General features: G+C 36.3%; 11 protein-coding genes. 2 read left to right on the top strand and 9 right to left on the bottom strand.

From position 1 onward, the window contains the following. Positions 1 to 70: 70 nt before the first annotated feature. The 3 genes from V4T18_RS05595 to V4T18_RS05585 all read right to left on the bottom strand — a co-directional run bounded on the left by V4T18_RS05595 (position 71) and on the right by V4T18_RS05585 (position 2,141). On the bottom strand, positions 71 to 1,300 hold the full coding sequence (locus V4T18_RS05595) for a DUF5050 domain-containing protein (protein ID WP_332647434.1): 1,230 nt from the start codon (positions 1,298 to 1,300) through the stop codon (positions 71 to 73). Positions 1,301 to 1,335: 35 nt separating this feature from the next. Beyond that, positions 1,336 to 1,596: a metal-sensitive transcriptional regulator gene (locus tag V4T18_RS05590; protein WP_332647431.1), complete on the bottom strand. Its 261-nt coding sequence runs from the start codon at positions 1,594 to 1,596 to the stop codon at positions 1,336 to 1,338. Between the two features lie 245 nt (positions 1,597 to 1,841). Beyond that, the gene (locus V4T18_RS05585) at positions 1,842 to 2,141 is read right to left on the bottom strand and encodes an N-acetylmuramoyl-L-alanine amidase (protein ID WP_332647429.1); all 300 of its coding nucleotides are present in this window, start codon (positions 2,139 to 2,141) and stop codon (positions 1,842 to 1,844) included. A 995-nt stretch (positions 2,142 to 3,136) separates the two neighbouring features. Between V4T18_RS05585 and V4T18_RS05580 the strand changes: the two genes are divergently transcribed. Further along, positions 3,137 to 3,748 (top strand): Type 1 glutamine amidotransferase-like domain-containing protein, encoded by a 612-nt coding sequence (locus tag V4T18_RS05580; RefSeq protein WP_332647427.1) that lies wholly within the window; start codon positions 3,137 to 3,139, stop codon positions 3,746 to 3,748. A gap of 194 nt (positions 3,749 to 3,942) precedes the next feature. Here the strand turns inward: V4T18_RS05580 and V4T18_RS05575 are convergent, their stop codons facing one another. From V4T18_RS05575 to V4T18_RS05550, 6 genes are all read right to left on the bottom strand, one after another. After that, positions 3,943 to 4,455: a cysteine hydrolase family protein gene (locus V4T18_RS05575; RefSeq protein ID WP_332647425.1), complete on the bottom strand. Its 513-nt coding sequence runs from the start codon at positions 4,453 to 4,455 to the stop codon at positions 3,943 to 3,945. A 513-nt stretch (positions 4,456 to 4,968) separates the two neighbouring features. Continuing rightward, the gene (locus V4T18_RS05570) at positions 4,969 to 5,385 is read right to left on the bottom strand and encodes a hypothetical protein (RefSeq protein WP_332647423.1); all 417 of its coding nucleotides are present in this window, start codon (positions 5,383 to 5,385) and stop codon (positions 4,969 to 4,971) included. A gap of 809 nt (positions 5,386 to 6,194) precedes the next feature. Then, complete coding sequence (locus V4T18_RS05565; protein WP_332647421.1) at positions 6,195 to 6,590, bottom strand: YkvA family protein; 396 nt, start codon at positions 6,588 to 6,590, stop codon at positions 6,195 to 6,197. Positions 6,591 to 6,701: 111 nt separating this feature from the next. Next, positions 6,702 to 7,409, bottom strand: coding sequence for a glycosyltransferase family 2 protein (locus tag V4T18_RS05560; RefSeq protein ID WP_332647418.1), 708 nt, complete (start codon positions 7,407 to 7,409; stop codon positions 6,702 to 6,704). Positions 7,410 to 7,646: 237 nt separating this feature from the next. Next, positions 7,647 to 8,939, bottom strand: a complete 1,293-nt coding sequence (locus V4T18_RS05555; protein ID WP_332647416.1) for a hypothetical protein — start codon at positions 8,937 to 8,939, stop codon at positions 7,647 to 7,649. A gap of 336 nt (positions 8,940 to 9,275) precedes the next feature. Then, positions 9,276 to 10,151, bottom strand: a complete 876-nt coding sequence (locus V4T18_RS05550; protein WP_332647414.1) for a helix-turn-helix domain-containing protein — start codon at positions 10,149 to 10,151, stop codon at positions 9,276 to 9,278. A 474-nt stretch (positions 10,152 to 10,625) separates the two neighbouring features. Between V4T18_RS05550 and V4T18_RS05545 the strand changes: the two genes are divergently transcribed. Continuing rightward, the gene (locus V4T18_RS05545; protein ID WP_332647412.1) at positions 10,626 to 12,551 is read left to right on the top strand and encodes an SEL1-like repeat protein; all 1,926 of its coding nucleotides are present in this window, start codon (positions 10,626 to 10,628) and stop codon (positions 12,549 to 12,551) included. Positions 12,552 to 12,918 lie beyond the last annotated feature (367 nt).

Genomic DNA, 12,918 nt, shown 5'->3' with positions numbered 1-12,918 from the left:
ATGCATTATCCTAATGGAATAAGTAAGAAAAGCAGCTCGGATTGTAACATACAACCGAGCTGCTTTTTCGTTATAGCTCTACTTTTTTCATCCCATCCTGTGCGGTAAAGTAAAGCATATTATTTTCAATAAATAAGTTTTTAACTTCCTCTCGGTAAAGGGTCGATTGCTCTGAGCCATCGAGACGGATTTTCGATAAATAGCCGCCATTAGAGTAGTTGCTAAAGTATAACCAGTCGCCATGACCGACTATAAAGAGTGCCCGCGTATCTGTAAGGAGAGAAGCTTCACCCGTTTTCTTATTCAACCGGTACAGCTTGTTATTTTGATCAGAATGACTAAAATACACATAATCGCCCTTCTCATAGCTATCCTGAACAACATGCATATAGCGATACTTGTCACTTGTTGCTTGTGGATAGTCCTCTGCAATCCACGTATGGTCCTTACGTAAATCCGTATCATTAATTAAGAAGTAATCATAACGAACACCTTTCCCACGATCCGGCACCGGGTCATTCCATGTTGTATCGAGATGGTACCATTCCCCGTCCACCTGTACTAAATTCCATGCATGGCCTCCTGTATATACTTCTCCGACAACATACATCGCTTCTACATCTAGCGCACGAAGTAGCTTCAAGGCAAAGAGTGCGTAGCCCTGACAAACTGCTTTTCCTTCCTGTGCAACTGCACAAGCACTATGCGCACTTACTACAGTATCCTCACTATAGGCGGTATTTTGAACAATATAGTCATTTGTGAATTTTACTTTTTCAAAATCCGTCATAGAGCTTGGATCTACTGTCGCAACGATTGCCGCCACTTTCGCATCAACTACTCGCTCCTGCTCTACGTTCGTCAAATACTCCTGAGATACGTTAATCGTGGCATGCATTTTCCCATACTCATACTCAATTTGCCGGGCACCTAAATGTCCCTCGATATATGTGTCCCGACTTGCCCCATCCTCAGTAGCTTGTTTCAGCATATTTTCAATATCAGCCGTACTTCCCTTATAGTCAATCGTAAAGCTTTCCTCAAAACGACTGAAATAATAATAAAAGGCGTCTGCTAGCTGCTCAGGTGACCCAATTTTTTTCGGGAGCTCAGCACTTGCTCCTTGTTGAGCAACTGTTGCTATCAATCCTGAGGTCGGTTGTTCCTGTTCTGGCTGCCCTACCGACTCCACTTCTATATTCGGCAGTACGCCTAAATCATCAAAATACTTTGTCGCTACATCGTATGCAGGCTTCGCAAATACAAGCAAAATAACAATGAATGTTAAGCGTTTTAACATTGCTTCCCTTTTCGCACCCCCTTATTTATGGATTATTACCGACTTTTAACAACTAAATTCATTGCTTCTTTAATAATTTCATCCATTTTCTCGTTGTCACCGTCAGCCTTTTGTACACATTCTAATAAATTCGTGCTCACGATCACACCGATTGTTCGATCAACTGCCGAGCGAACAGCTGATAACTGTGTAATAACCTCTTTGCAGTCTTTATCCTCTTCCATCATTTTCAATATACCGCGCAGCTGTCCTTCCATACGCTTCACACGATTTTTCATAGGGTCTGTATATTGCATTAGATTCCGAACCTCCTCAAACCTTCTTTCCTATACGATACACTATTTCGAATGAAACGTAAAAAAAGATCCCGCTTAGTAGTAGGCGAAATCCTTGCTGCAGGAGACGACCATAACCGAACAACTGTACATGAACGATCTTCTACCAGGCACAGGCTAATTAAATACTCCAATCTGCCCTTACATATTTCTTACATCCTGCTTTGCGGAAGTAGTGTGCGCTTTTATTGGTGGAGCTTTATTTATTATTCTCTGCCCATAAGCCTCACATTTTCAAGCCTTCTTTCCCCCTTAATAATCGCTGCAGCAACCCCTTCAGCAACCGCTTCAAATCTCGAATCAAACAGCATATTATCTTTGCTATTATCAATAAACCCAATCTCAAGCAGCAAGGCCGGGGCTCGCGTATGCTTCAGCACATAAAAATCAGCTTGCTTCACTCCCCTGCTCGAATGCCAATGTAGTATTAGCAGTGCGTGCTTCATCCACTCCACTACGACCCTAGCAGCTCGTAAATGCGTCGCGACAGCTTGACCGGATATCAAGACATCTTCTGCCTCTTTACGACCTTTATACATCGCGACAGGATCCTTTCCATCGTGTCTGTAGCCAAATTGGATTTGTATTATCTTCTTCGATTCATAGTTCGTCTTTACAATGCAGCCGGAGCTAGATCAATTATATTCAAGAAAGCGGACTGCCTGTAATGTCTCGTGATGTTAACGGACCTGTGCCCGACCAAATATTGAATTTTTTTCAATCGGCACCCCTTCTCGATTAAGTTTGATGGTTTTACATCAAAAAACATCATGTTTTAATCGTCAATCTATACTAATAACTTGAGTAAATGATACTTATACAAACGATGCTTTTAGAAACATAACATCGGAATATTGTACGCTTGTGAATTGTTAGAAAAGGTTGCGGAACCAATTGAAAACGAACCGATACGCTGGGTAAATTTCTCTGAATTAGAAGAGCGTCTTTTACACGAACATCATTTATATATAATGAAACAGTACTTGAATATTTTATAATCAATTCATATAAGAGACCCGTCAGATTTATACGGATTTACAACGGGAAGCAAAGAAATATCTCCGAACGAGGTGCATCTAGTATAGGGTTTGGGAAGGTTAAAGGGTTATATTTAATCGAAGATGAATTAAATCAATAGAAACTTATAATTTTTCATAGAGGAGAGTTTTACGTTTGATTTATTTACATTTTATCACTTTTCACCTTTACTACTTTCATTTTTATGGTTTAGAAATTTAGTATGTCTACTAGAAAATTTAAAACACAATAAAAATACAAAGTTGCCGACAATATTTGGCTCAATTTTGAATAGTGCATTAGTTGGTGCAATTCCCCTGTCGTTTTATCTACTACAATTTGGATGATAGTTAGTCTACATTCTTTTCAAATAATGTGCCCAAACGACGCTTTGGGAACTAATATTATACTTATAAACAGGGAAAATTTTGTTAAAGAGATTTTCATATCCGTATAAAAGCAATAATAAAAAGGGAGAATTAATATGCTTAAAATGTTTTTAGCATCTTCGTTTAAAGATGTAGTTCAGTTATTTGAAAAATTTGCTGATGAAGACTTAAAAGGGAAAACTGTAACGTTTATTCCTACTGCGAGTATTCCAGAAGAGGTAGTTCACTACGTTAATGCAGCAAGAGAAGAATTCAAAAAGTTGGGCGTGGTTCTTGAAAACCTCGATGTTGCTGTAGCATCGCCTGAAGAGATTAAAGAAAAATTGGAGCGAAACGATTTTATCTATGTTTCAGGAGGAAATACTTTTTTCTTGCTGCAAGAGTTGAGAAAATCAGGAGCAGATAAGATAATAAAAGAACAAGTTGATTCAGGAAAATTGTATATTGGAGAATCTGCAGGAGCTATAATAACCTCTCCTAATATAGAGTATATAAGATTTATGGACGATAAAGAAAAAGCTACTCAATTGAAAACGTTTGAAGGTTTAAACTTAATGAAATTTTACCCAGTTCCTCACTATAATAACGAGCCCTTTAAGGACTCTGCATCGGCTATAATTGCTCATTATGGTTCCACGTTAAACCTTTTGCCCATCTCAAATACACAAGTAATTAATGTTAAAGAAAACGATGTAATTGTTTGTTAATAGACTTAACTAAAGGGTAGCCTTGCATAATCCTGAATATTAAAATGAAATAACGTTCCCAAATGAAAGCTTGGTAACATTTCAAACAGCGACAAGTACTGTTAAATCAGTGTTTGTCGCTGTTTTTATTAGAAAATAATGCTTTGAGACGCTGTGAGAATTTTTTTAAAAGAGGACTGTTCGATTCACTTATTCTAAGATTCATCGCCTATTAATTTTAAAAATCTATGATTCCATATATTTTCATAAAAATCAATTGTCTCTTTTGCAGACATATATGAATTATTTAAAGTAGAGGTTGCTTTATGTACCATGAAGTTTTCGTACCCCAATCCATGGGCAAATTTAATCGTAGCATCCATACAGTATTCTGTTTGAGCACCACAAAATTCAATTTTTTGTACAGATAATTGGTCTAAAAGATTTTTTAAGTTTGTTTTGTAAAAAGAATTTGCATGTATTTTCCTTACAAAATAATCTTGTTCTTTAACATCTAAATTATCAATAATAGCCCATGATTTTTCCTCAGGTACTAATTCTTCATCACAGTGTTGAACAAAAATGATTGGTTTTTGTAATCCCCTATATAAGGAAATCCTATTGTTTACTTTAGTTATTAAATTTTGTAAATCAAATAAATGCGTTTTACTGTAACATACACCATTTTGCAAATCTATAATGATTAAAACATCTGCACAAGTTCCCATTATTTCTACCTCTTTTTCTTTGAAATATATTAATGATTCTATCATCTTTTTAAATATTTGTTTTAATTTTAAAAATTTAACTTAACCATTTGTATAAACTATACGTTTTCTAAAAAAATAACGTTCCCAAAAGTTTGGAAACACATCAAAAGCTATGAATGTTGTTAAATCAACCTTTCGTAGCTTTCTTTATGAACATTATTTATACGTCTTTTTATACAGGTGGCGTAAACGGTTGATATAACAGTATTTTTACTTGTTTGATTTGTTCTTCACTTTGCATAAAATCATGTATATTTCTTAACTTTGTAAATCTATTGATCTGATGGGAACCTTATTAGGATGAGGAATTTTATGCGCATGATGTGAAAACAATTCGATGGAACGGTTGTTTCTAGCGAGTTGAGGTGCTGATTATTCATCACGTGCGTTTGGTGGCAATCTGCTGTCCATCTATTATTATTGAGGGCTTTTTTCTAGTAAATCAAAATAAAAATCGGGTAGGTCAGTGCTTTATAATTTAAACCATTCAATTTCATTCGTATAAATATCGACAAGAACAGCTACATAGTAATTATCATTTTTTTTGTACAAAGTGAAACTTAAGTGTGAACCGTATGAATCTCGAAACTTTTGTTCAACAATAGGTGTTGTAGAGGAAGGTTTTCTAACGGTATTCCCACTTACTTCTGTTGTGAGCATTAGGTCAGTAAGTATTTCCTTATCATCGTGACTTATTTTGACTGGGATCATGGCTTTGTCTTCTTCGGAATAAATATTTAATTCATCTATTGTTAAATAAGTGTAATCTGGATGAATAAGATTAGCCTTGGCAAAGGTTTGGGATTCTAAGCCCCTTAAAAAGTATATTAAGACGAGAATAAATAATATTGCAATTGTACTTAATAAAATTAATTTTCTTTTATTCATTTTGTTGTTCCCTTCTTTCTGATGAAAAATAAACTATAAAATTATGATACTATAATCGTTAGAAAAATTTAAAAATAGTAGGGGCATAACTTCAACCTAATAAGGATCTCGTTATAAAAATTATATTTTCTTCCTCGGTCCTATTTGCGAGCTATGACAGCATAGCAATTAGTCGAGATGCTGTTCCACGACAAGTTGCGGTTTTTTCTTGGCGCCAGGTGTTCTTCCTGGCGTGAAGAAAAAATGTTGTGTTAGCTCGCTTTGTTTTAAACTTTTAGGTTGGTCGTACTATAAAGAGCAGTAGACATTGAGGCATAACGAAATAGCAATTCGACGGAACGGTTGTCTCTGGCGATTTGCGGTGCTGGCTGTTCGGCGCGTGGGTTTGGTGCCGATCTGCTGGCAATCACGTGATGCCGTGCTGTTGGGAATGGGGAAATTTTATACGATAGGATCTGCAAGGCCTAGTGACTAGGGTTTGTTACTGTTTTTAATGCAGGTACTTTAAGACGAAAGCAGCACTTGCCCTTTTCAAACAAAAATAGCAAAGGGCGTGTTTATGCGCCGTTTGCTATTACCTTCTTCACTATCCTTCTCTTGTTCCCTAGCCTTTTCAACTTCTAGCTTTAATGCATTAATCTGTTCTTCATAGGATGCTCTTAGTGAAGCAGTTTGTAGACTTCTGTTAAAAACTAGATTTGAATAAAATCTATGCGAATATATTGTGAATCTCTAAATCCCTTGGAGCAAGTAAAATTAACGGCTATTTAAAAACCGAACTTACAACAATTCAGATAAAAAACACCTAACTATTTATCATCAACCTCGGCAGTGTCATAACGGTCGCCAAACTTATTCTTTAATAATTGATGTGCATCCTGCTTCATATCGTCTGTGATAGATAAATACACCTTCGAGAGTGCTGTTGTAATGACGAATAAATCATCTGTTAAGCCGACCATTGGCAAGAAATCTGCTACAACATCTATCGGTAAAATAAAATAACCAAGTGCCCCAAGCATAATGAGCTTGTTGTGCTTTGGCATATCAGGGCTTTTCACGGCACAATAAAGTGTTGCAGCCGTATGCATCCCTTTAAAGCCTAGCTTCTTACCAAATTTCTTCAGGGTGCTATTGAATCCTTTATCAGAATAATGCTTTTCTTTTCCTTGTATCATTTCTTCAAGCTGAAGGTTGTTTTTCATTCACAGCGCCTCCTTAACAATTAGTACTCTGGAATCTCTTCATCCCTTGCAAAAATAGTATACCTATACTATTTAGTTATATGTACGTTGTAAAATGAAAAACGTTTCATTTTACTGAGTTCGCTTCTCTTTAAATGAGTTCCATATTTGTTGCAGTACGGTTGCGGGATTAACGATTTCATCATAGCTAATAATTGAGTTTTTCTTCAGCTTCGCATAGCCAATGGGCACCTCGTAGATTGTAACATCACGGCGCAATGCCTCTACTAGCATGTTCGTATCATAATTAAACTGTTCTCCTGGAACTTTCCTTAGCCACACAAGCTCCTGCCTTGGAATATAGCGTAAGCCCGTTTGAATATCGAGCAAGCGCCGATGAAACAGCAGCTCAAATAGCATCGATGCAGCACGATTCCCGATAAAGCTAAGCTTCGGCATATTTCTTGAACGAAATTCGCGAATACCTAAAATAATGCCATCAGAAAATATTTTGACCGCCTCTAGTATTAACCTAATATCAGCTAAACTATGCTGACCATGTGCACCTACTGTTACTATACCCTGCACATGACTTTCATATTTTAAAATATATTCAAACCCGGTTTTTAATGCTCTGCCCTTCCCTTTATTCTTCGGATGCTCTAGCACGATACATCGCTCTACTTCACGAAGCTTTTGGAAAACCGATTGATATTTTTCCGCACTCCCATCATTCACAATAATGATTTTTGTAACCTCTACCCTTTTCAATTGCTCAACAAATGGAATGAGCGATTGTAAAGGATTAAAGGCAGGTATCACAACGATCGTCTCCTTCAATGTGCATCCCCCTTTAAAAACTACATTTACTTAAAATTGTAAATGGCTTTTGAAGGGAATACAATGGGCATTCGTTCTTAGATGGGGCTGTATACCTAGACGCTCATGAGATTATGCTTCATTGTTAAATTAGCCCCTGCCTAAAAAAAAAGATGGAAAATCCCACAATGAGCAAGGGATTCTCCATTTTTCGTTAGAATTTAATATTTCTTTTTTCTGTGCTCGCTGTATGGCCAATTATTTTTTATCAAAATCAAGAACTGCCTGCAATAAACATTGTTGTCGCATCCCATTAATTTTTCCGGGAGCAATTTTAAGTACATTATTCCTCTTACCCATTTGAATAGTTCTCATAGATAAATTACGAAAACCAAAGCTGTTTCTTTGTGGAATAGTTGTATTGTACTTTGCCAAATTATTCGAAATATGCTCCATTAATTTAGAGTATATTTCGTTATTTTTTACTGATAAAAATAAAAAAGGAGCATCACATGATTCACCAAAATGAATCGATGGATGGATTACTTCTATATTTTGAAGGTCTTTTAATACCGATGAAAATTCTTTGTTATTATCCATAATATTTCTTACATACTGCTTATCTTTATTAAATGTTGGATAGTCTAATTGACAAACTTCCGAGTATGAAAGAGAACCTCTCAATGTATATCTTTGCTCTTCTAATAAAACCCTCAATTTTTTTATATGTTCTGTTAAAAACGGATTCTCTTTTGTATACAGTAAAAGTTGTGCACTGTTGGAGAATTCTAACCCTGCCTGATCTAATTCTAGGGTAGATTTAACAAAGAAAATGAACACGTGTGATTGAATTTTTTTTAAAAATGCACTGATAGAAAAAGTGTTGGATAGCAGCGTATAGTCAATGATTACCGCTTTTAATTGTCCATTATTATTAATATTGTTTATAATTTCTTCTTCATCCACCGAAGTAAGAGGTAAGCTATATCGGAGAGGCTCTATAATTAAAATATCTGTATTCTCTTCTAGTGTTGAGGAGAAATTATATTTAATGTGAAAGTCCTCAATATTTAAATTTTTGAGCATAAGTATGGTTTCAAAATAATCACCAAAAAGTTGTGTATTTAAACTACCTTTAAACATGCTTCTTATTATATACAGTACATTTAGAATTGCATTCGCTCTACTTGAAAAGAACATAGAAAATCCATCAAAACCAACGATAGCACTATAATGATTGTCTTCCCAATCTCGGTAATTAATAACTCGCCCATTGTTAAAATCTACTTTACTATTATTTAATGTGTAAAAATCATGTGAGTACGTAGGGGATTTATAAATAGGCTCTGAATGCAAGAGGCATTTCTTCTTCCATTCACATCGCAAGTCATTATACATCTGCTCTAGTAGTTTCTCGAATTTTAATATATTGTTCCCCTTTAAATAGGGAATGTTAAAGTCATCTAACTGTAAATTAATTTTAAGCTTTAATAGGTCGTATAGTTCCTTCTCTAACTCTACTTGTAAACTATTGTATGTTGTCGAAACCATCATTCTCAACTCTTTTCATAAGTTTACTTCTACAAAACATTGCTCTTCATTGACTATTAACCTTTGCGTATGCACCATAGTTTTAACACTCATTTCAAAGTATCGTAGAGAATTATTTAATTTTATTATAGAAGAGTAAAATAATAATTTTTATAATTGTTAACTATTATTAACCCCTTATTAAATATAAAATTATTAAAATTTCCTATCATGCGCTCATTTTTTGAATTAAGAAACTGTCTCTAAAGCTAAAAGACTGCAGACAAACTCGAAAATTGAGTTTTATCTGCAGCCTAGAAACTGTTTTATTTTGATGAAGTTAAAGAGTACAATCACTTAAATATTATATATTTCTTTCACTTTTTTATAGAAGGATTCACATTGGATAGCTTTTTGGCTTAAGCCTAAAACATTAAAGATATTGATGATTTCCTTAATCTTACTATTATATTCTTCAAAGTCTCCTTTATATTTTCCATCAATAATTTTACAAATCAAAGTAAAGTATAGGATCATCGTTTGTATATACATATTATCTATTACATTATTTTTAAGGCCTTTTAACTCTGTTAAGTAAAAACTCGCCTGCCCAATATTTTTAGAAAGAATATTTTTTTCTAAAATATTTAACAGCATTAATGCTACTTCATTTCTATATCTAAGCATATTCTTCAGCTTTAATAATGTACTTTTTGCACGAGAGTATACAATATCGATAAATTCACATGAATAAAAACTCAATGAATTAGTGAATAAAATGATTTCATAATACCCCCAAACATCGCATTGCACTAGATATTGCTTGAGAATATCTATTTCACTTTTATGTACATCCGTCTCGTTAATATCATCCATTAACAGACGAACAAGGGCTTGATAATGCCTATACTTTTCGTTCTTTGTCTCAAGATAATCTTTAGAAGCACTATTAACAATAGCGTTTAGTGTATCAAGATCCTTACTATAATAGGCATTTATATAGCTTCTAGTATACTTCAAATCTTGATTTTCAGTTTCTTTATATATAACCCCGAATTCTTCTAAACTTATGTTAAGCGCGTCTAATATATCTAAAAATTTTTTTACTGAAGTATCGCTTAATCCCTTTTCAAATTTAGCTACAGCAGGACGACTCAATACATTCTTATAAACTTTATTAGAAGGTATATTTTTATTTTTTCTGATCTTCCTAATAACCTCTCCAACTTCCATAAAAATACCTCCTAAAAAAGTTAATTATAGTTAACGTATAATAAAAATTATAGCATCTTATGAAAAAATATATATAATTAATCAATCGGAGGTGAAATAAATGTTCAAAAATTCATCTTTCAAACGTAATCTAGTAAAAGTATCGATTCTAGCTGCTACTATTGTAACTATCCAGCCGTTAATTTGGGATCTAATTGGTGCTTAAATTTAACAAATCCCATTAGCAATGAACTAGGGTCAAAAGATAGAAATTTAAAGAGTAGCAGAGGCTACTCTTTTTTAATTCATATTAACTTTTTGGTATTCTTGGACATATTATCAAATCAGAGAGGTTCCTAACTTGCTTATGGTTAACCTCCACAAGCAACCTATAACTATCCCCCCACCACTCATTCAATTCCCTCTAAAAAACCCGATAATAAGAATAATTATTGAACTGTAAAAAATTGTTTCTATTAGGGAGAGGTGACTTCTATGATACTTAACCGCGATGTCCTATGCGAATTGTGCAATAAAATACCTGAAACACATCGTCCACTGGCTGATGCAATTCAGGGGGCTGCACGATACACTATTTCAAATCCAAGCCTATCCTTACAAAAGTCAAAAATTGCACTTGGCATCATTATACGAGACGTTTATGAAAAGGAAATGCAAAAGAAAGTAGCCCAAGTCTCCATTCATACTCTGTTAAATAACAAGCATTTTATTGCGAAGCTTCACCCGCGCCGAATCTATTTGCTAATGAACTTAGTACGCAAAATGACATCTCACTCTAGCAATGATGTAACAACTTCTAAAGCGGCAAAGATAGTTATTGATTATTTAACTGATATTTGTGATTGGTACTTGCAGCGACTGCAAAAGGGAGAAAGGCTTGCCCCTTCTGCCTTTCCGACAAATGAGATTGTGGAAGTTCTCGAAAGTAATTTGATGACCGATTCTGCTTTTGCTTCTGATGATTTTGAAGAGGCGGCAAAATGGTTTTTAATTACGGCAAATGAAGGGAATGCGAGTGCGCAATATAATGTTGGTGTGCTATACAATCATGGTCGCGGTGTTCCGCAAAACTATGAGGAGGCGGCTAAATGGTACCAACTCGCAGCTGATCAAGGTGATGCGAATGCTCAATATGCACTCGGTGTACTTTACCAGCTAGGTCATGGCGTAGCGCAGGATTTTGTGCAGGCTGCAAAGCTATATAAGCTTGGCGCTGATGCTGGAAATGCTGATGCACAATATAATTTGGGTTCACTTTACAACCTCGGCAACGGGGTCGTTCAGGATTATGTGGAGGCGGCAAAATGGTATGAGCTCGCAGCCGCTCAAGGAAATACAAGTGCTCAAAATAATTTAGGCTTCCTCTACCATAACGGAACAGGTGTCGCACAAAGCTTTGACAAGGCAAAGGAGCTTTTCCTACAGGCGGCTGAAGCAGGAGATGCGAGTGCTGCCTATAACCTTGGCTATTTATATAGTAAGGGCCGAGGTGTAGACCAGGATGACAAGCAAGCGTTCAAGTGGTTTTTGCATGGGGCACTTCAAGGACATACGAATGCTCAATTTCAGCTCGCTCTTTGCTATAAAGCCGGACTGGGCACCAGTACAAATGTAGAGGAAGCCAAAAAATGGCTACAGGTTGCAGCGAATGAAGGACATACAAATGCACAATATTCACTCGGCTTACTCTATGGACTGAAGCACACAAAAAAATCATTAGAAGCGGCAATAGAGTGGTTTACAAAGGCTGCTAGTAATGAGCATGTGAGTGCAGCCTATGATTTAGGTCTGATTTATAAAACGTTAGAGAGCTTCGAGCTTTCCCTCAAATGGTTAAAGCGTGCAGCCATTAAAGGACATAAAGATGCACAATTTGAAATAGCACTCTTTTATTTACAGGGCCTACATGTCCCTCAAAGCTACCTGGAGGCTTATAAATGGCTACGTACTGCTGCTAATCAAAAACATCCAGAAGCAGAGTATGAGCTAGGTTATCTGTATGAAAATGGACTCGGTACAGAGAAGAACTACGATGAAGCACGCCAATGCTACCGACTTGCTGCGGAGCAAGGACATACTAAAGCACAATATAAATTAGGAAATATTTTTGACAAGGGACTAGGCGTCGCCATCGACTATGTTGAAGCTTCCAAGTGGATTCGACAGGCAGCAAGTGCTGGATATCCAAAGGCACAATTCCAGCTTGCACAAATGCATGCCAATGGTGAAGGAGTGGCAAAGGATTATCCGGAAGCGGCGAAATGGTACAAGCGTGCCGCCGAGCAAGGACACGGAAAAGCACAATTCCAGCTTGGTATGCTGTATAAAAAAGGCTTAGGTGTAGCACAGGATTACACAGAAGCTACCCGCTGGCTAAAGCAATCCATTACGAACGAATAAAAAGAAAAGCGCTATCGCCCCGTTTAGCCCCGACAAGCGCTGGAGAAAGGATCCTAGCGTGCTTGCCACGCGTAGAGACTTTCGAAGCGACCTCGAGGGGCTGGGCGATGGAGCTAGACATAAAAGAAAAGCGCTATCGCCCCGTTTAGCCCCGACAAGCGCTGGAGAAAGGATCGTGGCGTGCTTGCCACGAGTAGAGACTTTCGAAGCGACCTTGAGGGGATGAAGCAACCGTAAGGGCCTGGGAGCTAGACATGGCGCGCACTATAAAACTTATACTTTATCCTAAAATAAAAAGAAAGAGCGACGAAGTAAAATGGTACCTGTGGATAGGACACTTGAAAAAGAGTGTGCTATTCACAGGTAT

The organism is Lysinibacillus sp. 54212 (assembly GCF_036662795.1).
In the GTDB taxonomy this organism is placed as follows: domain Bacteria; phylum Bacillota; class Bacilli; order Bacillales_A; family Planococcaceae; genus Lysinibacillus_B.
Note: the sequence above shows the minus strand (reverse complement) of the source record. Positions and strands in the feature narration are given on the sequence as shown.

Bases quoted from the DNA above. Each gene is read 5' to 3' on its own strand.
- V4T18_RS05595 (WP_332647434.1), bottom strand. From the start codon at position 1,300: ATGTTAAAACGCTTAACATTCATTGTTATTTTGCTTGTATTTGCGAAG.
- V4T18_RS05590 (WP_332647431.1), bottom strand. From the start codon at position 1,596: ATGCAATATACAGACCCTATGAAAAATCGTGTGAAGCGTATGGAAGGA.
- V4T18_RS05580 (WP_332647427.1), top strand. From the start codon at position 3,137: ATGCTTAAAATGTTTTTAGCATCTTCGTTTAAAGATGTAGTTCAGTTA.
- V4T18_RS05575 (WP_332647425.1), bottom strand. From the start codon at position 4,455: ATGGGAACTTGTGCAGATGTTTTAATCATTATAGATTTGCAAAATGGT.
- V4T18_RS05570 (WP_332647423.1), bottom strand. From the start codon at position 5,385: ATGAATAAAAGAAAATTAATTTTATTAAGTACAATTGCAATATTATTT.
- V4T18_RS05565 (WP_332647421.1), bottom strand. From the start codon at position 6,590: ATGAAAAACAACCTTCAGCTTGAAGAAATGATACAAGGAAAAGAAAAG.
- V4T18_RS05555 (WP_332647416.1), bottom strand. From the start codon at position 8,939: ATGGTTTCGACAACATACAATAGTTTACAAGTAGAGTTAGAGAAGGAA.
- V4T18_RS05550 (WP_332647414.1), bottom strand. From the start codon at position 10,151: ATGGAAGTTGGAGAGGTTATTAGGAAGATCAGAAAAAATAAAAATATA.
- V4T18_RS05545 (WP_332647412.1), top strand. From the start codon at position 10,626: ATGATACTTAACCGCGATGTCCTATGCGAATTGTGCAATAAAATACCT.